This window comes from Deinococcus deserti VCD115 (genome assembly GCF_000020685.1).
In the GTDB taxonomy this organism is placed as follows: domain Bacteria; phylum Deinococcota; class Deinococci; order Deinococcales; family Deinococcaceae; genus Deinococcus; species Deinococcus deserti.
On the sequence record NC_012527.1, the window covers coordinates 146,902 to 168,001 of the forward strand.

General features: G+C 59.0%; 12 protein-coding genes. 8 read left to right on the plus strand and 4 right to left on the minus strand.

The window, feature by feature from the left end; translation table 11 throughout:
• Positions 1-106 precede the first annotated feature (106 nt).
• A complete protein-coding gene (locus tag DEIDE_RS14005) occupies positions 107-523 on the minus strand; it encodes a DUF4397 domain-containing protein (protein WP_012694620.1) in 417 nt (138 codons plus the stop codon).
• A gap of 980 nt (positions 524-1,503) precedes the next feature.
• Between DEIDE_RS14005 and DEIDE_RS19165 the strand changes: the two genes are divergently transcribed.
• Together DEIDE_RS19165 and DEIDE_RS14010 are read left to right on the plus strand one after the other, a co-directional pair.
• On the plus strand, positions 1,504-2,010 hold the full coding sequence (locus DEIDE_RS19165; RefSeq protein ID WP_012694623.1) for a hypothetical protein: 507 nt from the start codon (positions 1,504-1,506) through the stop codon (positions 2,008-2,010).
• A 1,867-nt stretch (positions 2,011-3,877) separates the two neighbouring features.
• Positions 3,878-4,300, plus strand: coding sequence for a response regulator (locus tag DEIDE_RS14010; RefSeq protein ID WP_012694625.1), 423 nt, complete (start codon positions 3,878-3,880; stop codon positions 4,298-4,300).
• 757 nt (positions 4,301-5,057) lie between these two features.
• On the opposite strand, the gene DEIDE_RS18145 is transcribed toward DEIDE_RS14010, so the two are convergent.
• Positions 5,058-7,160 (minus strand): winged helix-turn-helix domain-containing protein, encoded by a 2,103-nt coding sequence (locus DEIDE_RS18145; protein WP_012694628.1) that lies wholly within the window; start codon positions 7,158-7,160, stop codon positions 5,058-5,060.
• Between the two features lie 739 nt (positions 7,161-7,899).
• Between DEIDE_RS18145 and DEIDE_RS18150 the strand changes: the two genes are divergently transcribed.
• From DEIDE_RS18150 to DEIDE_RS18605, 3 genes are all read left to right on the plus strand, one after another.
• The gene (locus DEIDE_RS18150; RefSeq protein WP_012694629.1) at positions 7,900-9,252 is read left to right on the plus strand and encodes a S8 family serine peptidase; all 1,353 of its coding nucleotides are present in this window, start codon (positions 7,900-7,902) and stop codon (positions 9,250-9,252) included.
• Between the two features lie 12 nt (positions 9,253-9,264).
• A complete protein-coding gene (locus DEIDE_RS14025) occupies positions 9,265-10,461 on the plus strand; it encodes a S8 family serine peptidase (RefSeq protein WP_012694630.1) in 1,197 nt (398 codons plus the stop codon).
• A gap of 125 nt (positions 10,462-10,586) precedes the next feature.
• Positions 10,587-14,342, plus strand: a complete 3,756-nt coding sequence (locus DEIDE_RS18605; RefSeq protein WP_012694631.1) for a tetratricopeptide repeat protein — start codon at positions 10,587-10,589, stop codon at positions 14,340-14,342.
• 345 nt (positions 14,343-14,687) lie between these two features.
• Here the strand turns inward: DEIDE_RS18605 and DEIDE_RS14035 are convergent, their stop codons facing one another.
• Positions 14,688-14,912 carry a MarR family transcriptional regulator gene (locus DEIDE_RS14035; protein WP_041227705.1) on the minus strand — a complete coding sequence of 75 codons (225 nt, stop codon included), beginning with the start codon at positions 14,910-14,912 and terminating at the stop codon, positions 14,688-14,690.
• 597 nt (positions 14,913-15,509) lie between these two features.
• Between DEIDE_RS14035 and DEIDE_RS14040 the strand changes: the two genes are divergently transcribed.
• The 3 genes from DEIDE_RS14040 (at position 15,510) to DEIDE_RS14050 (ending at position 20,295) form a co-directional block, all read left to right on the plus strand.
• Positions 15,510-17,024 (plus strand): protein adenylyltransferase SelO, encoded by a 1,515-nt coding sequence (locus DEIDE_RS14040; protein ID WP_012694632.1) that lies wholly within the window; start codon positions 15,510-15,512, stop codon positions 17,022-17,024.
• Between the two features lie 1,224 nt (positions 17,025-18,248).
• Positions 18,249-19,349: an IS4-like element ISDds3 family transposase gene (locus DEIDE_RS14045; protein WP_418935779.1), complete on the plus strand. Its 1,101-nt coding sequence runs from the start codon at positions 18,249-18,251 to the stop codon at positions 19,347-19,349.
• 7 nt (positions 19,350-19,356) lie between these two features.
• Positions 19,357-20,295 carry an NPCBM/NEW2 domain-containing protein gene (locus DEIDE_RS14050; protein ID WP_242402988.1) on the plus strand — a complete coding sequence of 313 codons (939 nt, stop codon included), beginning with the start codon at positions 19,357-19,359 and terminating at the stop codon, positions 20,293-20,295.
• Between the two features lie 336 nt (positions 20,296-20,631).
• Here the strand turns inward: DEIDE_RS14050 and DEIDE_RS14055 are convergent, their stop codons facing one another.
• Complete coding sequence (locus tag DEIDE_RS14055; protein WP_041227707.1) at positions 20,632-21,000, minus strand: hypothetical protein; 369 nt, start codon at positions 20,998-21,000, stop codon at positions 20,632-20,634.
• Positions 21,001-21,100: the final 100 nt, after the last annotated feature.

Genomic DNA, 21,100 nt, shown 5'->3' on the forward strand with positions numbered 1-21,100 from the left:
AGGAACGGCAGTTGCTGCTCGGGGAGACAGACGCGAACCTTACGTCGGGCAGAGGACCGGGGGTCCTTCGCGGGCCGCCGGTGTGGCGGGACAATTGAACGAACGCTCAGTTGAGGCCGGTATCCAGGCTGAGCCAGGGCTCTCCGGTCCAGGGCGCCTGGGTGAGCTCACCGGTAAGCTCGTCCAGGTAAACAGCGGAGGTGTTCCCCAGCGTCAGGTGGTACGAGCTTGCGTGCTCGATTTCAATGGTGGTGCGCAGCACGTCCTGTACTCCAGGAGCCCGGTTGTACGGCGTAACGATCACTTCGTGCCGGCCGCTGGCCAGCTCTTGCGGGAACATCATGGCGTTGTCCGGAGCAATATCGTCGAACACCAGGGTGCCGTCTACATAAATGTCCACGATGCCACTGGCACCAGCATCATTGTGGAAGAACACTGGAGCCGCGGACGCATTGACGAACAGGGTGCTGGCGGTGAGCAGAGCGGAGACAGTGAAAGCTTTCAGTGTGGTGAGGTTACGCATGGTTGACGTCCTTTGGGTGGCGGGGCACCGGGTGAGAGGGCGGGTGGAATGCAGCGACGCGCGGAGAAGGCAGCTGCTGCCGGATCACGTTTTTCTGCGTGCGCCCGGCGTGCTGCTTCCGTTCACGAAGGGAGTATGGACGGGCGCTGTTCAGAGGCTGCGTACAAGATGTTCAGAACCTGTGTAGGTTCCGAAAGACACCAGATGGCGCACCTGCAGATTCCTCTGCACACTTCAGCCGCTCTCGGCTGCATTAGGGACTTCGCCTGAGACCGGGATACTCCTCATATGCCCGGGACTGTGACAGAGCGGTGGTGGAAGCCGGCGGGTCATGACGAGGCCCCGCACCAGGAAGGTCGCTTGCGGCTTATACGGTTGCTGAGGTTTCCATTGCGGGATGCCAGGTTTCAGGGATCGCCGGAGGTTGCTGTTATCGGGAACAGAGGCAGGGACACCCTGAAGACCCGGCACCCCCGGATTCCTCGTGGTGACTCGAAAAGAGTAAGTGCAATCGGGAAGTGGACTTTCCGGCTGTGCATGTCCAGCTCCCGGGCAATCCTGTTTAAGGTGAATAACAGATACCGTTTCCGGCCCTTGTATACTCTTGTTGTACCCCACAATACAGGCCGCCCGGGTGAAGGCGGCGGGCAGGCCCGACCTCAGCCGTGGAGCTCTTGACTGCGCTTCCCTGATCGTTGCCGGTAAATCCCGCGATCCTGAAGAGTCCTGACTGGGAGGAAAAGCGCTGTAACTAGCGGGGCAATAAACTTGTCCACCGGGGCCCGCCACTGATGAATGTGCGTACCGGGAGCACATGCTCAGGAAGGAAGATTCGGACTTGTGAGCTGTTTGCAACTGATCGGGTGTGGACCAGGCGTGGGAACGTATGGCGAGAAAAACCCAGGCGCGTCGGTTTATGCTTTCAGCCGTCGCAAGAGTCGCCGGGAACGGTGACTCCGAACATGCCGTACTGAGATTTAATGAACAGTTTGTATCTGTCTGCAACGATGGTTTTGGGAAGTCTGGTTTTGTCTGGATGTGAGGCTGCGGAGCGAAAACACTACGAACAGAGACAGCTGACTCTCGACCGCAATAACGCACAATTTTATCTTTCTCAATGTGTTCAGGCTATCGAACGCCGCCGCGCACAGCCTGGGGTGGCTCAGGGCCGGCTGCCCCGAAAACTTGACGGCACAAATTGCGAGAACCCGTTATTGGGCGACTATGCGCTGGATCCCGCGCAAGGCCGCATCATTGAAAAAAGTGTCATACGGCTTGATTCTTCCAGGCTCAGCAGCTACACGATTGAAGTGCACGGCCGGGACGGTGAAGTTTATACCTACGTAGATCGAGGTAGAGCTGCGGCTGAAGCGGAGCAGGCGGGTACATTCGCTGATTCATCGGCTGGTGGAACGGTTTCCCCCCCGCCAGACGTTACGGAAGGCGAACCCAACCGGCCAGAGGTTGAAGAAAATCAGAGCCAATAAGGAGGCCGGCAATTTTTTTGGACTAACACCTTTGAGCGTTCAGTCGTTCTGGAAAATAGCGCCCTGATCTCGCTGGGTTCAGTCAACCACGACCTGAAGATTGTATGGAGCAGCTCGTGAATCCTAGTAAAACTTCTTGTGCGCAACTCGGCGAGATGCTGCTCGGTCATGTAGTCAGCTCTGCCCTGTAGATCGAGGATCCCATACAGGGTGCCCGGGAACCCGTACTTATTCTTGAGTGGACGGGCGATGGTGTGCGCTCTGGCCCAGTTGTCGTCGAAGGTCAGCTACACGATACCCTGCTTGGACTTGGGTACGTTGCAGATCCCAGCGAACTTGTGCACCGGTGTCAAAATCTACTGCACGAACCTAAAGGGTAGTGTTGTTAGCCCAGTCAATCGTGCCGCTGAAATCTTCCTGTGATAACACAAACGTCATCCACTCATCGTTCTGGATCTGGCCGGGGTTAGGCACATACCCACTCCGTATGCTGTGATCAGGGCTGTTGCTACACGCGATGTTCCCCGACCTGGGGCAAACTAAGCACCTGTATCTCTGGCAATGGGAAAACCCGTCATCCCGATGGGAAGGCTTTGTGCGTGGAGCCCAGGAGGGACGCTGCGAAAATTAGCAAAGCGTTGATGGCGTACCATAGTGCTGCACGAAACAGCAGAATTGTGTGAAAAGACAAATTGAATGCGTTCTGGTCGGGGAAAATAAGACGTCCTCACAAAACCGGTTTTAATGGTGGTGCAGGTGACGGCCTGGGGTTAAAGGAGCGGAGCTTTACAGCTTCGTGTTTTGGCACTAATTAATCTTAGTTCAAAAAAATGAGCAGATCCTCACTGTGCTGAATGCAAAGTTACCCACGGTTTCGGAGTTTTGATTATTGACAAGTTCTGACCGCGTTCGTCCCTCTTCCCCTCGCTATGAATAAGTTTCACTAGGAAGCCTCACCTGTTAGTGCACCGGCTCCTCCGCACGAGCTCAATAGGTGATGCAGTGAAGTGACAGTCATGTTCTTGAGGAACCTCGTCCTTCTACTACGGCCAGTATTCCTGAATCACCCGACATACATTTAGCGTGCACCTTGATAAAACCAAATTTAGCCCTCTTCTTCCTGCAGCTTGTCTTTAACGCGGAGACTAGTGCGCCACGCGAGACGTGAGTCGGTCGCAAGGAGCCTTATCCAAGGTGAAAACCGCTTCACATTGCTTCTCTACGGTTGATGACGGTGACGTGAACGCTGGAGTTAACAAGTACACGCGTGTCGGGCCATATTCTTGTGGGTATGCTTCATCCATCCGCCGAAAAAGCGGTTTTGCTTCCAGAGGGCTTTGCCTGCGCCCTCTTCACAGTCGCGGCCTCAGGCGAAGCAAAGCGGCAGAACATGGGGTCGCTGCCAGTGATGATGAATGGTACAGACACTCCATCTCAGGGAATGAAGCACACACTGATAAACGTCTGGCCCTCCTACGCTTATGAAGCTGTGCCGAACACTTGGGCGCGAGTGTACCAGGAAATAAAGTCTTCCTCTAAAAACGGAAGCAGACTTTTTCTGCGGTGCTCTCTCACTGAATTCCTTATCGCCCAACGGCACCTCTATGCGATTGAGGCCGAAAGTTCCAGAGAGGCTGGTGCCCGGCGTCTTCTATATAAGAGTCGTGGCAACAAGGTCTCCTTGTGAGCAGGCAGTCGGCGGTTTCACACTTATGGCAGGTTAACCTCAAAGAAATGAGCTCGCGCGGTCGGCTCCGACTCTCTGAGGTTCCTATGTCCCCCTCCCCTGTACGAATGAACTCCGTGCTTGTGTCCATAACTGCGGCCATTACTACGCGATTGTTTCCCGTTGAAGCGGTGAAGTGCCATGTTTAATGTTCTGATGGTTGAAGACAACGCGGCTGACGTTCTGCTCATGCAGCTGGCGGTGGAAGATTTTATTCCGGACCTGTCGCTTCATGTGGTGCCGGACGGAGTCGAAGCGCTGGCCTTTCTGAATCGGCTTGGTGCCTACGAGGATGTGCCGCGACCACAGCTTATGCTTCTGGACGGCAATACACCCCGGAAAAGTGCTATCGAGGTACTGGCTGAGGTGCGCCACAATCCCATCTTTGCAGAGCTCCCGGTGCTGGTATTCAGTGGGTCCGCCGCAGAGTCAGACGCTCAGAAAAGCATTCAGGCTGGTGCAACGGCCTACATCATGAAGCCCACTGGACTGGATGAGTACACCCGGGTGGTACAGGATACCCTCAGCTTCTGGCATGCCCAACTTGGTGCCGCAGAATCTTAACGAACTGATACGCGTATGCCGAGCACAAATCCCAAAAATGCTGTTTGAGCCTGCAAGCCCTGGAAGGCCGACGAGAGAACCAGTAAAGCTCCATGCTGCACAAAGCTATTCACTATGATGTCCGACACGATGATAGCGACATTCAACAACAATCCCACACGAGGTCGCCTGAACAAAAGTGATACCGCATGTGGATCAAAGAAACCCAATAACGACCAATAAAGATTGATTCCAACAGGGACTCAATCATAGGGAAGGCATCCCTTATACCAGAGATCGGTCACATGGTTATAAGTCGTCCCAACCAAGCTGGCAGCGTAAATTATAATAGAGACACTCGTGAGCAAAGTCATACCCTTGTAGCGACGCAATCTCCCAGGAGCTGCCATGGCATGCTCACTTCTGGCTGGGAAAGCGCCATGGCTGCCGGTTGGATAAAGTGCGGATTTAGCCGGCAAAGTTTCACGCAGACTGGTTCCGTCCCCCGTAGTGTTCTGCAAAGGTTCTTGCTGGCCTCGTTCAGCACACCAGTAGAAACCGAACATCGTCTGGCGTAAACGTCATTGCTTCGTGGCCCGTTCCACCAGAAGCGCCAGCGGCGGGGAAATCCTCAGCCCCAGCACAGGCCACACCCTTGTGGCAGTCCCGCCGGACCTGTTTCACACTGCTGGATTTCAGAGCACCGTCTCCTGAAACTAATGGTCAGAGGCCAGGTGTTCACCTTGACCTCGAAAAACACTTCTGGGGGCGTATGTGCTCAGGCGGAACGGCAGATTCGGCTCGGGGACTCTAGCATTGGATGTGCGGGATTGAAGCCGATGTACAGAACCTGGGTCAGGTTTGCGGCATCCGTTGGAAACGTGACTGTCCGGCCGCTGACCTGAAACATGTCGGGCTGATCCTGTTGCAGGAGCGCAGCCAGGTTGGTGAGCTTTCTTCGCAGTACCGTGCGGGCGTTGTGCTCGGGGACAGCCAGCAGCGCGCCGTACATCCCGTTGTTCAGCACGTACACGCGGTCCTGCTTGCGGAACAGACTCTGGACATGGCGTGCGACCTCAGCCTGCTGATCCAGGCCCATCTGCTGCCCCTGCTGAGGCTGCACACTCAGAAAGACCACCTCAAAGGACGTGTTGTTCTCCTGAGCGAAGCTGAGTTCGCTGTCCAGGTCGTACAGGAAGGCGCGGCGGTTGCGCATGGACGTCATCTCGTCACAGAAGGAGCCACGGTAAGGCTGCGCGTTGGTAAGACACGAGGTGAGTGCCTCACCGAACAGCTCCACGGCTCGTGTAGCGTGGCTGCTCTCGGCCGCGCCGCTGGGGAGGGCAAACACCTGCAGGATATAGTTCGTCGCTTCGATGGTCGTCAGCAGGTGGGTACGCGCCGGGAGGGTCAAAGCGAATACCGCCTGCGCTCTGGCCTGAAGGATGTGCGGGAGGCAGGTGAGTTCAGTGGACGCCGCGAAGGATTCTCGTTCGAGTGCACTGTGGGCCGTCAACGGGCCAGCAGGACCCTGAGCAGAGACCAGATCGGCTTCCCCTGCGTCAATCCGCCACAGCACGCAGGCTGTCGCATTTAGGACGTTCGCGAGCCTCTGCACCCCAGTTTCAAGCAGTTGGTCCAGTGTTAATGGCTGCTCTGCCTCCACCACAATGTCGAGATCTGTGATGGCATCGTCGAGCTCGTCCTGCTCCACGGCGCCACGATCCGCGGGGAGGCTCATCTGCAGGTGCAGGATGAACGAAGGCTGCGACACGGCGGCAAGGGTTCGGAGCATCCGGCGGTCTTCCGGAGTCCAGGCGAGACTGTTCTGGTCCTGAAGCAGCACCAGATGGGCAATGTGGTCATCATGCCGCCGGGTTAACCGCACGGACACTGCTTCCTGAACGTTCGCCCGTTCCGCACACTCCAGGTCGGTGCCGGGATAAAAGCAGCCGGGTTTCTGACTGTTTTCTGCCGCCTGAACCACTTCCTGAACGGCAAGAATATCTGTTTCATTCAGAGGAGTAGCCGAATGCAGCACCCGGCTTTGTTGGTCGGTGATCACCATTACCCGGATGCCAAAAGCGTCCTTGAGGTGCTGATGCACCGCAGCGAGGGCATGGCTCGTGTCGGGGGCGTCCTGCAACGCCTGTGCAATAAGCGCGATGATATCCAGGCTGAGCTGCCGTTCCGGTGCAGGCGCCTGCGTGCCGGAGGTGGATTGACTGGTTACGTCGGTCGCGAAGCGGTACCCGAGGCCACGGACAGTTTCGATACAGTCAACGCTGAGCTTCTGGCGCAGTTTTTTGACGTATGTGTCGATAACGCGGCCGTCACCAACGTACTCAGATTCCCAGACGCGGTCGAGAATTTCAGCTCGGGTGTATAGCCGTCCAGGGTTTCGGGCGAGCAGGTCAACCAGCAGATATTCCCTGGCAGTGAGCTTCAGTGTGGCGCCGCCGAGCGTGACGGTGCGGGTGTCGTGATTGATGCAGAGGTCCCCAAAGCTGGTACAGCTCTTTTCCTCAGGAGCGTGATGATTTCTGGCGCGCTGAAGAATGGTGCTGAGTTCAGTGACCGGGCAATCGTCCACATAGTTCATGCCGGACGGAAGGGGCGCTGCGGTAGCACCTGCTCCGGGCGGGGTCACCACCAGGACCGGGGTGGAGTGCAGGGTAGTCGTGTGGTGATGCAGAAACGGGATGATCTCGGAAAGTGGCAGTGCCGGCGTTGGCTCTGCCAAGACAGCGTCATACGCGGAGGCGCGAAAGTGAGCAACAGCCTCTTCGAGAGTGCTGGCCTGATCAACAACGAAGCCGGCTCGCGCCAGGTGAATGGCATGGGTTCGTTCTATATCTGCGCTGATGATCAGTACTTTCATCCAGGCCTCGGTACGGTATTTCTGAGATCTAAGGAATGTGCAAAGTGAGATTCGACGGCAAATGCTTGAAGCACACGGAGCAGGCTTGCGGCAAAAGTCGCAACCGAGTCTGCGCGACACTTTGACCGTAGTCTCACGTCACTTACAAAAGCGTCACAAAGCTCATGCGGTAGGCCAAGTTATAAGCGAAATTAAATGTTCGCTAAAGGAATAGTTTTCAGAGAGGACCAATGTCTGTGGTGTAAGCAAGTTGGGCGGCAGGCTCACTACCGTATTTGCCGGCAGGTAGTTACAGCTTCGACGATGTCCATAGTGGAAAATGCCTATTCACATAAAGTGCTTTTAGGCAGGATCGTGAGACAGCGTCTAACTGGCAAGCTCAATTCGTATAGAGCGATTGAGGCGAGATTTCGGCGTGTCGAGCACGTGGACCACAACTTAGAAGGTGGCCCCCGCCTTTACTAGACAACCAGTCACAACCTGTAAACAGCTTTTCCGGGCTGTTTTAGGCACCTGATTTTCCTACGGTCACATGAAGACGTCTTGCGTTATTGTTCTCACAAGCTCCTTTGCAAACGTACCAGCGCCCTGGTGAAGTCTTCATTAGCCAGAGATGTGACCTTTAATCCATCTTAAGAGTTTCCGATGTTCACAGGGCGTACACATAAGGCTCTTACAGTCATGCCACCGGATCCCCGGATGTGCGCTTGTGGTACGCGCCCTGGAAAGGAGAGCAAAGATGGAAATTCTGAAACGCGGACCCAATAGGTCACCCCACACTCTCGCCCTGCTCGCGGCGCTTGTACTGGCAAGCTGCAACTCCGTCACCCCCGGCAGCCCCGACGCCACCCTGCAGCCGCAGACCATCAGCAGCGCCAACCCCAGCGCCTTCAAGTACCTGCACGACCTTGTGGGCGTCCCCGCCAGAACCTCCACTGCTGATCTGGAGAAACTGTACTCCGGCATCGTCATCACCCGCGACGTGACCGCCGGCACCGCGACCATCGCCAACAACGCGCTGAACAAGGGCCGCTACGACAGCGCTCCCGCCGTCGAGGTCAACGAGCGCAAATTCAGTGTCGATGTCGGCGCTCAGGGCTACAACGCCTGGAGCAGCGGGTATAACGCCTGGAGCAGTGGGTACAACGCCTGGTCCAGCGGCTACAACGCCTGGAGCAGCGGCACCACCAGCACCGCCACCACGTTCATCGAAAACATCCCCACCTGGGACTTTGCTGGCATCGGCGGTGCCCAGGCCCTCGTTCCCGAACTGGGCAAGGGCATCAAGGTGGCGGTCATCGACACCGGCATCGACATGAACCACCCCGCCTTCACCGGCAAAATCGATACCACCTACGCCAAGGACTACCTCGACGGCGACAAGGTCCCGCAGGACGTCAACCTCAACACCGACGGCACCTTCTCCGCCGCCTACGGGCACGGCACGGCGGTGGCGGGCATCATCACCCAGATCGCTCCGAACGCGACCATTCTGCCTATCCGCGTGCTGGACGCAACCGGCGGCGGCGACACGGCTACCATCGCGTCTGCAATTGATTACGCGGTTGCTTCGGGCGCCAAGGTCATCAACCTCAGCCTGGGCAGCACCAGCGACTCCGCCGCTGTGAACCAGTCCATCAAAAACGCGGTGAGCAAACTGGTGACCGTCTTTATCGCCTCCGGGAACTCGGGCACCACCAACGTGCTGTATCCCGCTGCACGCTCCCTGGACTCCGCAGCACTCGGCAACGGCAGCATCGGGATCGGCAGCGTCAACCTGCTGACCCACAAATCCAGCTTCAGCACCTACGGCGCCAACCTGGAATTCACCGCCCCTGGTGAAAACATCGTTACCGCTTTCCCCGGCAACGGGATCGTCGCGGCCACCGGCACCTCCTTCGCCACCCCGATCGTGTCCGCCACCGCAGCGCTGGTGCTCTCCGCTGGCGTCCCCATCAGAACCACGGACGACACGAAGGTATTCATGAACAACATGGCGGCCACCGCCACACCGTCCACGGACCCCACCTACGGCACGCAACTGGGCCGGGGTACGCTGAACGCATTCAAGTTTGCAGACATCTACCGCTAAGGAGGAGTGACCATGTTACGCATCACGAAACAGACATTCCTGCTGGCGGGAATAACGGCCCTGCTGGCCGCGTGCGGGACGACAGCTGAACCCAGCGCCTCCGCACCTCACCTCTCCGCACAAGGCAACACCACCAGCACCACCAACATCAAAATGACCACCGCTGAAACTGCCGGTTCCTTTGGTGCCTGGGCCACCGGTTCCTTCGGCGTCTGGGCCGCTGGATCGTTCGGTGCCTGGGCCAGCGGTTCCTTCGGCGCCTGGGCCAGTGGATCGTTCGGTGTCTGGGCCACCACCTTCGAGGACGGTACGCCCAACCCGCTGCATAACAACGTCGAGGAATGGAACCAGATCCGCCTCGCCGGTGCACACACCCTGGCGCCCAACCTCGGGAAGGACGTCACCGTCGCCGTGATCGACACCGGCATCGACCTCGCCCACCCGGCCCTCTCCGGCACCCTTAGCCCTGAAAGCACCTGGTGGGACTATGTGAGTGGCGACAGGAACCCCGGCGAAATGGGTACGGCCAGCGACAAAGCTTACGGTCACGGCACCGCGGTGGCGGGCATCATCCTGCAGGTGGCGCCCAACGCCAGGATCCTGCCGATCCGCGTCCTCCCACCCTCGGGTGAGGGAACCTCGACCACCATCGCCAAAGCCATCATCCACGCGGTGGATCAGGGCGCCAAAGTCGTCAACGTCAGTGTCGTTGCCGATAAGGACAGTGACATCAGCAAAGCCATCGAATATGCCGCGCTCAGAGGCGTGTACGTGGTCATGGCTGCCGGAAACCAGGGCCTGAACCCTGTACAGTTCCCCGCCGCCAAATCGGCTCAGACCAACACCCCTGGTCTCTACTCACTGTCGGTGGGCGGCATCGAGCTCAACAACAGAAAGTCCAGCTACTCGAACTACGGCGCCGGCCTGGAAGTCATGACACCCGCGTCAGACATCGTCACGACCTACCCCAAGGGCGAGATCAGGGCCGTGACGGGGACGTCGTTCGCCACACCCGTGGCATCGGGTGTCCTGGCCCTGGCCCTCGGAGAAGGGTACAGCGCCGACAATGCCGGTGAGCTGACCGAGAAGCTGAAGCTCTCAGAACAGAACGTCGACATCGAGAACCATGACCTCGTACTCCTGATGGAGAAGAAGGCTCTCGGCTTCGGCCTCCTTAACGCTGAAGCGTTCCTCAAGAGCATCAAGTAACCCCCTTTCAGGGGTGCGGACGAAAATGTCCGCACCCCAATTCCCCCCAACAAAAGACCTACAATGAGACCACTTACCTCTTTTTGCTCAGCCTGTCTCCCTCCTCCCGCGCCCCTGAGGACAGCATGACTTTTACCTCCAATGCCAGCACGAATTCCGGTCCCCTCGCGTCGCCTATGACGCCTCAGGTGGAACTGGACGCGCTCAACGCAGATGCACGCGCAGAAATTCCCCGCGACGTGCAACTTGCTTCTGTGCAGGCCAATGACGCGTACCACAAGGCCCGCGAACTCGGCTACGTGTTGGGGGAAGCGGAGGCACTGCACACCAAGGCCCTGTGCCACCAAGCCCTTGCCGAACTGGCAGACAGCGACAAGTTCGCGCAGCAGGCCGCCAAAAAATACCTCGCTGCCTCACGCGTTGACCTGTACTGTGAAGTGCAGCTGTTGCGCGCCCGGCTGGCTGTCGAACTCGATCAGATTCCGCTGACCCTCGAACTGTGCGAGGAAATCATCAGCCTGTCCAGCGACCTGGACCTCACGCCACTCCGGGCAGAGACCCTGCATCTCAAGTCGATGGTGCTGTTCCGGCAGGGCAAGTACCCTGAAGCTATCCAGGCCCTCCAGCACACCGCAGAGATCCGCCTTGAACAGGGACAGCTGGAAGGCCACGCCAAGTGTCTGAACAATCTTGGTCTGATCTACGAAGCGCTCGGGGACTACCCTCAGGCGCTCGACCATTTCCTCAGGTGCCTTGAGTTCCTGCGCGCTAACGAGCTTTCCCTGGACAGCCTGCTCAGCATGTGCCTCGTGAACATCGGCAAGGTCTACCGCGAACTCGGTGACCTGGAAAACGCCGTGCAATCGCTGACGGGCGGCATTGAGGCCGCAGAACGGGCCAGTACCACGGTCAGCATAGCCGCCGGCAACAATGAACTTGGCCTCGTGTACCGCGAGAAAGGTGAACATAAAGCGGCGCTCGACGCCTTTCACCGGGCCCTCAGCATTGCCCGCACGAACAATATGCGGCACGAGGAAGCCGAAATTCTCGACACCCTCGGCCAGACCTACACCCGCGCAGGTGAGCCGAGGCTTGCCCGCACCACCTTCTACGAAGCGTACGCCCTGGCCACCAGCCTGGACGACAAACCCTGTCAGGCGAACGTTCTGATTGGTCTCGGCTCGCTCGGTTATCAGGAAGGCAGCTACGTCGAAGCCATCGAGTACCTCCGTCAGGCCGTGAAACTGACGGAAACAACTCACATGAAGCGGCAGGCCCTTGAAGCGCATGAATGCCTCGCGAACTGCCTGCACGCCACCGGGCGCTCCGATGAGGCGGTCTCGCATTACCAGGCGGTCACGAAACTCCAGCGTGAGCTGTTCCGCGACGACAGCGAACGCAAGCTCCGCAAACTCACGGACCAGCTGGAGCTGGAAAAAGCGCGGTATCAGGCGGACATCTATCGCCAGCTCAACGATGTGGCCCTCCAGGCAAAGGAACAGGCTGAAGCCGAGGTTCGGGAACGCACGCTCGCGCTGGAACAAGCACAGCTGGAAATCCTCACGCGTCTCGGCATCGCCGCCGAGTACCGTGATGACAAGACCGGCATGCACACCTACCGCGTCGGCCACATAGCCGGGAAGCTGGCTGAAGCGCTTAATCTGCCCCGCCAGCAGACCGAAGTCATCCGGCTGGCCGCGCGCCTTCATGACGTCGGGAAGATCGGCGTACCGGACGCTGTTCTCCTCAAGCCTGGAAAGTTTACGGCTGAGGAGTTCGAAATCATGAAGCACCACACGACCATCGGCGCGCGTGTGCTTCAGGGTGGGCACTCCGAGCTAATGCGCGTCGCGGAAGAGATCGCGCTGTCTCACCACGAACGCTGGGACGGCGGAGGTTACCCGCAGGGCCTGGCCGGCGCGGACATCCCGCTGACCGGACGGATTGTCGCCGTGGCCGACGTCTGGGACGCGCTCACCACCGAACGCACATACAAGGGTGCATGGACGCATGATGACGCCCGCGCCGAGATCGAAGCACAGTCCGGCAAGCAGTTCGACCCTGAAGTTGTCACTGCGTTTCTCGAGCTTCTTAACACCAATGTCTCTGCACTTCTCCCCGAAACCAGTGACCTGACCATCAGTGCTCAGACACTTGACTTTGGGCTTCCAGGCTTCGAAGTCCCCGAATCGGGCGCCAGGGTCACGGAGAGTCACCAGATCGAGAGCACGGCCCATCCCCACGTTGTGAAGCACATTCACGAGCTGATCGATGAAGCGTGGCAGACCCGGTACCAGGATCTGCAGGCCTTTCAGACTCAAAGCCGCAAGGCTCTGGACATCGCTGAGCAGCACGACTACCTGAAAGGCTGCGGATACGGCCACCGGAATCTGGGGTGGGCGCACGTCACCCTCAACGAAATCCCGCAGGCGATGGAGCACCTGACCCGCGCTCAGCACATCGCCGGGCAGGTCCTCGACGTGCAGCTGGAACGCGACTGTGTCAACATTCTCAGCCACGTCTATGCGACCCTGCACAACAAAGAGCGTGCTGTTCATTACTGCCTGCAGGGTCTCGAACTGTCCAAAAGCCTCTCGGACCCCACCGGAGAAGCCAAAGCCCTCTCCAACCTCGGCATTCTCTACAAAAACATGGATTCCTGGGACAAGGCCATCTCCTGCTTCCTGGATTCCATCCGTATCGCCGAAGCGGTCGGCAATAAAGACGGTCTGGTGAATGCCTCGTACAACCTCGCAGACACCTACCTCGACATCTCCAACGACGAGCTGGCCCTTGTTCACGGCCAGCGCAGCATGCAGGTCGCGCGCGAAACCCAGAACGCCGTCATGGACGTGGTCACCTCATCGCTGGTGGCGCGCGCATATGACGGTCTGGGCGTATGGAAAGAAGCCCAGAAGCTCCACCAGTACGCCTGGAATATGCTCAAGGATGATGCCAGCTTTCCAGCCGAAGTGCGGGCCTGGACGGCGCTCTACTACGGCGAGGGCCTGAGTAAGAACGGCCAGCCCGAACAGGCGACCGAACTGCTTGAGGACGCACGCGCCACCGCCGAGGCGCACGGCATCAAACGCGTCGCCGCGCAGGCCCACCGCACGCTCGCAGATGTCGCCCAGCAGACCGGCGCGCTCGACAGGGTCGTCGGTCATCTCAGCATCGCCCACGACCTTGACCTGGAAATCTACCGTCAGGAAAACTCACAGCGTGCCATGGCCCTGATGGTGGAGTATCAGGTGGAACGCGCGCAGGCCGAAGCCGACATGTACAAGCTCCGCAGCGTGGAACTTGCCAGCGCAAACGTTGCCCTGGAAAAAGCCAGCCGTGAAAAATCTGCCCTTCTCGCCGCTCTGCAGGAACAGTCACGCGTCCTAGAACGCCAGCTGCGTGAGGACGCACTTACTGGCGTGTATAACCGCCGCTTTATCGAAGAAAACGTCACTATCGAATACGAACGCCACCGCAACTCGGGACAGCCCTTGGCCATCCTGATGGTCGATATCGACCACTTCAAGCAGATCAACGATCGTTTTTCGCACCCTGTTGGTGACGAAGTGCTCAGGCGCGTCGCGCGGATCTTCCGGGAAACCTGCCGTGCCAATGACCTGATCGGGCGCTACGGCGGTGAGGAATTCCTGTTCCTGCTGCCGAACTCGAACGTGCGCCAGGCTGCCGAGGTGGCCGAACGCATTCGTTCGAACATCGAAAAGTACGCGTGGCACGAAATCCACGAAGACCTGCGGGTCACGCTTTCGCTCGGGATCTGTGCAGATACCAACGTTGTCAACCACGAAAAGATGATCTCTATCGCGGACGCCAAACTGTACGAGGCCAAGACGGGCGGACGCAACCGCGTCGTGGCGTAAGAAGAGGCCACAGACCAGAGCTTTGGCATCCCGGGTCAAAGCTCGCCTGTGCGGGAAGCAGGCTGCGTCCGCCCTGGCTCGAACTCATCATGAGCAGGCTCGAATAAGCTCCGTGCGTAGACCATACTGGTTTTCTTGAGAAGCACCTGTTTCAGTAGAGCTGGATGATACCCAGCGAGGCGGCACCGCGACCTGGCATGGGTACATCACGCAGTGTCTCGGCTGTAATCAGGAGTCACGCCGCTTCAGTCTCCATGCGGTCTGGGCGAAACTGAGGACAGCTTCTGGAAGCTCCCAGGGGGTTTTAGCAGCCTGCTAGTGTGATTCTGCCCTCGGAGGCGGTATTCAGGAGTGCGTCACACTCCACACGGTGTCGTTGCCGCCGTATCCACTGACCGCTTCGGGTGCGACAAGCCCGGCTGCCTGAAGTTCCTCCAGCGCTCGGTTAACCTCTGCCCGGTCACGTTGCAGCAGCGCAGCCAATTCGTCTGCACTCCGGGGCTTCTGGTGTTCCTGCTGCAGAAACTCAAGGACATGCGTTGCAACTGCGGACAGTGACGATGAGGCCATATCACAGTGTGTCTGCCACCTTGCTCAGCAGTGCATGCTTATCCTTTACGTACTGTCCATTCTGATACCGAGAAGTGGCGCTTCCTTCACCAGAGGAGCCAAAGCTGGAGCCGGATGCCTCCCTGCTTCCTTCCGGGCCGGCTTCAAAGCCTGTAAGCCCCTGCGATCTCAGTCCGTGTTGGGAAACCACAGGGGCTGGCAGCGTCTGCCGTAGCGAGTTCGTGCTTCATGTGGGGGCCGAGTTTTTTTATCTCCAGAACGGTACCTAGAGAGCCTGAATAGCCTGCAACAGGCGCGTGGCCTGTCCTGGCGATCAGTGCCGTTTGGGACACGAAGTCGCTGTCTCCTCCTGGCGGCACAGCTGGATTCCCAAACGTCACCATCGAACCAATGGTCCAGACCGTTTTGAACGAGGCTGACCTACCGGGAATGGGTCCGTATCAACGACATGGCCGGTGGGGCTGCAGGGTATCCTGCCTGACGTGCCGGACTGCATTCTGCTGCCTTTGACACAGCAAAAGCTCCTGACGCTTCTCAGGATTCCGGGACTGTGAGCTGAGTTAGGCAAGACGTTGGGCAGGCATGAGAGTGTTTGATATGTCTGCTTCCACTTTTCAGTTCGACAACACCTATGCACGGGACCTGCAGGGCTTCTACGCGCCCTGGAAACCGGCTCCCGTTCCTTCGCCGAGCTTGCTGTTCTTCAACCGGGAACTGGCACTTGAGCTGGGACTGGATCCCAAGGTACTGGACGGGCCCGAAGGTGCCGCTATCTTCGCCGGTAACCAGGTTCCTGAAGGGGCCGAACCGCTCGCGCAGGCCTATGCCGGACACCAGTTCGGCGCATTCTCACCTCAACTGGGTGACGGGCGGGCCCTGCTGTTGGGCGAGGTTATCGATCGGCTCAACCGGCGCCGCGACATCATGCTCAAAGGCTCGGGCCGCACACCGTTTTCGAGGGGAGGCGACGGGAAGGCGGCCATTGGCCCCATGTTGCGTGAGGTGCTGATCGGCGAAGCCATGCATGCGCTCGGGATCCCGACCACACGCGCACTTGCCGTAGCGGGCACAGGTGAGCCTGTCTACCGCGAGCAGCCTCTGCCCGGTGCCGTTCTGACTCGCGTGGCGGCGAGCCATCTGCGCATAGGCACATTCGAGTACTTCAACGCCCGTGGCGAAACGCAACGGGTCCGGCAGCTTGCCGACTACGCCATTGCCCGGCATGATCCGGATCTCGAAGGTACCAGCGACCGGTATCTTGCCCTGCTGCGGCGTGTGGCCCAGCGGCAAGCAGAACTCATTGCCCAGTGGATGAATGTCGGATTCATTCACGGCGTGATGAACACCGACAACGTAACGATTTCCGGCGAGACGATCGACTACGGGCCGTGTGCCTTCATGGAAGCATACGACCCGGACGCGGTGTTCAGCTCCATTGACCATAGTGGGCGCTACGCCTACAGCAACCAGCCGCTCATTGCGCGCTGGAGTCTGGCACGCTTTGCCGAGACCCTGCTGCTGCTTATCGCTGAAGACGAGAGCAAAGCCGCCGTATCAAAGGCCATTGGTCAGGCGACTGAGGTGATCGATGCATTCCCCGAGTGGTACGCCGCCGCGCTGTTGAAAGGTCAGAGACAGAAGCTGGGCCTGCAACGTAGCGCGGGGAGCGACGATGAGGCGGACCGCACGCTCGCAGCCGACTGGCTGACGCTGCTGCACCAACACCGGGTGGACTTCACCCTTGGGTGGCGCAGGCTTGCAGATGCGGCGGGCGGCGACGACCAGCCGCTCCGGGCCCTCTTTCCTTATCCGCAGGCTCCCGACGCGTGGCTTGTCCGCTGGCGAGCGCGCCTCGAGCGCGAAGACGGACATGCCCTGGAACGGAGTGACCGGGCCGAGCGCATGCGCCGCGTCAACCCGGTGGTCATCCCGCGCAACCACCGGGTTGAGGAAGCGTTGTCGGCGGCTTCTGAATACGAGGATCTCGCCCCTTTCACGCGCCTGCTGACTGCGCTGAAGCGGCCCTACGACGAGTCGCAGGATCAGGCCGAATACACCGAACCGGCCCGCACTGAGGTAACAGCCTGTTACCGCACGTTTTGCGGCACCTGACAACGCGAGAAGAGGAAAGCGTGACTTTCGTCACGTCCTGCCAATGAAGATCCGTGAAATGTCAGCCGGGCGGGGAGCATGATGCCCCTGCCCGACTTTCTCGCATTGGCTGCCAGCCAATCAGCAGCCCTGCATGACGGTAGTCAGGGCTTCCAGCGAAGGCGAGGGGAGCAGGAACTCGCAGCTGTCTGTGGTTTGACCCTAGGGTCGTAGGGTATGGCTGAACGCGCGCGGCGTCCCTGGGCGGTACACACACGAGCGAGCAGCGCACCTGGTCGAGCAGTGACTCGGCATGGTCGCGCCGGAATCGCCACGTCTGGATTTGGGGGCGTCGGGTTCGGTTATGGTTTCTGGTGCCAGGTCGATTCACCCGCGGCTTCTATCTCTGCGTGGTAACAGGCACGCAGGGCAACAGTCAGCGAAGTCATTTGTGGTGGAGCGCGGATCAATTTGAAGAGAGCCTGACGGAGCACCTCTGCACGACAGGATTGCGCTGAGCAGTGACGGCCGAAGGACGATCATCTCCGAAGTCCTGACCTGAGCACGGAGGAGCATCATACGGTGAACTCTGGAACTGGACGTGAACGCGGCGCGGAGACAAGTGAGGTACAGCTGGAACCACACGCCCAACTCCACACTTCCCGTCACCCAAGGTTCTTGTCATGGCCATCACGGTAATGAGCCTGGACGAACTTCGCATCATCTCTGGACTCCACCCCTCTTCCTTCTGATGACTCTTTTCGAAGATAAGATCCCGCCACCGAATCTGGTTCCCGATGAGGAGAGCCCGGAACCACCCTTTTCTAGAGCAGTCCGCAGCGACCGGAACGAACGAGTGATTGAGCGTAGATGGGTAGACCCGGCATTTCCTACTTGTCACAGGAGAGCTGAAGTGCTGATCAATAGTCGCTCGTTGACCCAGCTAAAGATGATCTCACCACGTGGTACACCCCGTTCGGTCCTGCTGGAGTAATGATGGAATCGTCCACTTAGTCTGGCGTTTGTACACGTTTGGTTTGGGTTTTAGGAGATCGCCATGCTGCCTCTACCAGTCCAATGCAGCCTCTTATGGCCAGCCCTCGCTCTTGCACTCGCTGCCTGCGGGCCCGCTACCCCCCCGGCCAGTCATGACCCGTATGGTGGCGGTGTGCTCAGCAGCTGACACTTTGAGAGAAATGGCGTCCTGAACGCGATATGGCAGCACAAAGGGCGGTATCAAGCCCTGTGACGAACAGAGATACCGCCCTGCTGCATGCTGACACGCTGGCCGCTCATCTGAAAACCCGTCTGCCACACCGTCGTCTGGATGCCCTCCGGAGACTGGCCGAAGTGCTCCTGGCACTCCTCCAGGCGGAGTCCACGCTGCACCGCAAAATTGCGCTTCACCTGCCCCGTGACGCGTCCCTCGACTCCAAGACCCGCGTGGTGGCGCGCACCCTCCATGATGCGCAGTTGACCTCGCAGGACGTTCTCGACGTCCTGCTCCCGCTGATCCCCGAGGACAAGCTGACCCTGGTGATGGACCGCACCACCTGGCACTACGGACAGACCCCACTGAACATCATGGTGCTGGGCGCGATCCTGGGTGGCGCGGTGGTTCCGCTCGTCTGGACGGTGTTGCCTCACCAGGGCAACAGCAGCACCGCGGCACGCATCCTGCTGGTCTCCCGACTGCTGAAGGTGCTGCCCGCATCGCGCTGGGCGGTGCTGATCGCGGACCGGGAGTTCATCGGGCAGGAATGGTGCTCATTCCTGCGCTGGAAACGGATTCGACAGTGCCTGCGCATTCGGGAGAACACTCGCATTGACGACGAACTGGCCCGTGACCTGTTCGCTGGTCTGCACCCCGGTGAAGTGCGCACCCTGTTCGAACGCACCTGGGTGTACGGGGGGTGGATGCAGGTGGTCATCACCCTGTCCCCCGCGGGGGATAGGGTGATCGTCGCCTCGGATTTGCCCGTGCTGGACGTGCTACGAACGTACCGGAAGAGGTGGAGAATTGAAAGCACCTTCTCCGCTTTAAAGTCGCGCGGGTTGAATCTGGAATCCACACACATGACGGCAGCGGACCGGATTTCCAGGCTGTTCGGCTTGCTGTGCATTGCACTGGCCTGGATGGTGCGAGTGGGCCACGATGAGCAGGGAACCGACCTGCTGACGGTGGACAAACGGGGTCGCTTGGCTCAAAGCCGGGCGAGGAGCGGCTGGACGCAGCTCAGTCAGGCGGTGCGCTGGTCCCTGGACGCCTTCTGGGCGCACCTTGAGCTCCTGAAAACTCCCTTTTCAGTGGCAGGTACGCAAAAATCTCGAAGTGTCAGCTGCTGAGGGCGGTGTGAGTTACCCATGGCAGTTGACCCGTCCTGCCGGTCACCTCACACCGCAGCGTCTTACCGCCACCGAGAACAATCTGTACTTCGAGACGATCCTGGATGGGAAAAATGCTTGGGGACCCATTGAAGTCAACCGGAGCAATGGCGAGCAGGCGGCGGGGGACGGCAACCCGCTCACTCTCAACGGAAACACCTATCCAGTCGGTTTCGGGACGCATGCTGGCAGTGACATGCACTTCAGTCTTCAGGGGACCAACGGCGCTACCTGCACCCGCTTCACCAGCCTGATCGGAGTGGACGACGAAGTAGGCAACCGAGGCAGCGTCGTGTTCCAGGTATACCTCGACGGAATGCTGGCCTACGACAGTGGCACGATGACCGGCGCCAGCCCTAGCCGGCAGGTGGACCTTGACCTCACCGACAAGCGGGACCTGCGCCTGGTCGTCACAGACGCGGGTGACGGCATCAATTACGACCACGCCGACTGGGCCATGCCAAAGGTCCATTGCGTATTCTCCGGGCGGGCCATTGACTACCGCTTCCGGTTCGTCCCTGAAACCGTGCAGGCCCCTAACGGGGAAACGGTGACCGCAACCCTGGTCGTGGAAGACGCCGGTGTTGACAGCATGGGCGCTCCAAGCGGCCCAGTTGCGTTCCAGCTGGCTATCCGCATGTCCAGTCTGCCCCTTAGCATTCAGCTGGTCGAGCCAGAACGGATGTACAGTGCGGTGAATTTTCCCGCGCAGTTTCCCGTAAAAGTTCGGCTTAATGCCGCTCCCGGCACAGGCGGATTGCTGCGCATTGAATTTGTGCCGAACCTGGAAGATTTCTCCCCCTTCTTCGGGTTAAGCCACCGCTTCAACCTCTACTGGAATGTCGTGCCACCACAGAGAACACAACTCAGTTTCCCCCTGAAGAAGTCGGTGCTGACAAGCAGGTGAGTGCTGCCTCCCAAAACCGGTCCCGACCCAGTCAGTGCAGGGTTCAGCCGGGTGTCGGGGTCACGGGTGGGCAGAAAGGATCGCGACCATCATGGTGCACCTGATTACGCTGGAAGAGGTGAAGTGTACGCGCCGTAGGCACCAATTGGGCATCCCAACCGTAGAAGAAAGAGGCTCCACCATTGACCTACATGCCCAACGGCCGGGGTCATGTGGATTCACGGGCGTGTCGTGAAGGTCTGCTGATGTGGTCGGATGGCGTGCACCTCCAGGACTCGTCGGCTAAGCAGCAACTCGTGACGTGATTTCGTGGCTGTGCCTGCGCTCCGGTAGTGGTTACTTCCCACCGGGGGTCATAAAGACGGTCACTGTCAGTTGGCCGCTCACCATTTCATCCTCGTACGAAAGCGTGCAGGTCATCAGCGACCGCTGGAGTCCTATCCGGTTTCCTCCCTTTGATTCCATAAAGGAGTAGGAAACGCCGGTTGCCCGGTCAATGAACTGACCGCCGAATCCGAAGGGGATAAGGTTGCTGTTGGAACCGGTGATATGACCGGACGTGTAGGTGCCATTTCCTCTCACCTCGGCCTCATACGTTGCGCCGCCGCAGCTCAGGGGAATCACAGTGGATTTTTTGGGAGCTGCGCTGGCAAGGCCCCCCAGGAGAACACAAGAAAGTAGACCGGCACTATACAGATCTCGCATAACTTCCTCCTTTCCATCTTTTTAATTCGGCTCACAAAATATAATTTTTGGGATTTGAACAATGGCCAGTCATTCTTTCAGGGCTTCGCGGTCAAGGTTT

Coding starts and splice junctions, on each gene's coding strand:
- DEIDE_RS18145 (WP_012694628.1), bottom strand. CDS start 7,160: ATGAAAGTACTGATCATCAGCGCAGATATAGAACGAACCCATGCCATT.
- DEIDE_RS14025 (WP_012694630.1), top strand. CDS start 9,265: ATGTTACGCATCACGAAACAGACATTCCTGCTGGCGGGAATAACGGCC.
- DEIDE_RS14035 (WP_041227705.1), bottom strand. CDS start 14,912: ATGGCCTCATCGTCACTGTCCGCAGTTGCAACGCATGTCCTTGAGTTT.
- DEIDE_RS14055 (WP_041227707.1), bottom strand. CDS start 21,000: ATGCGAGATCTGTATAGTGCCGGTCTACTTTCTTGTGTTCTCCTGGGG.
- DEIDE_RS18605 (WP_012694631.1), top strand. CDS start 10,587: ATGACTTTTACCTCCAATGCCAGCACGAATTCCGGTCCCCTCGCGTCG.
- DEIDE_RS18150 (WP_012694629.1), top strand. CDS start 7,900: ATGGAAATTCTGAAACGCGGACCCAATAGGTCACCCCACACTCTCGCC.
- DEIDE_RS19165 (WP_012694623.1), top strand. CDS start 1,504: ATGAACAGTTTGTATCTGTCTGCAACGATGGTTTTGGGAAGTCTGGTT.
- DEIDE_RS14010 (WP_012694625.1), top strand. CDS start 3,878: ATGTTTAATGTTCTGATGGTTGAAGACAACGCGGCTGACGTTCTGCTC.
- DEIDE_RS14040 (WP_012694632.1), top strand. CDS start 15,510: ATGTCTGCTTCCACTTTTCAGTTCGACAACACCTATGCACGGGACCTG.
- DEIDE_RS14005 (WP_012694620.1), bottom strand. CDS start 523: ATGCGTAACCTCACCACACTGAAAGCTTTCACTGTCTCCGCTCTGCTC.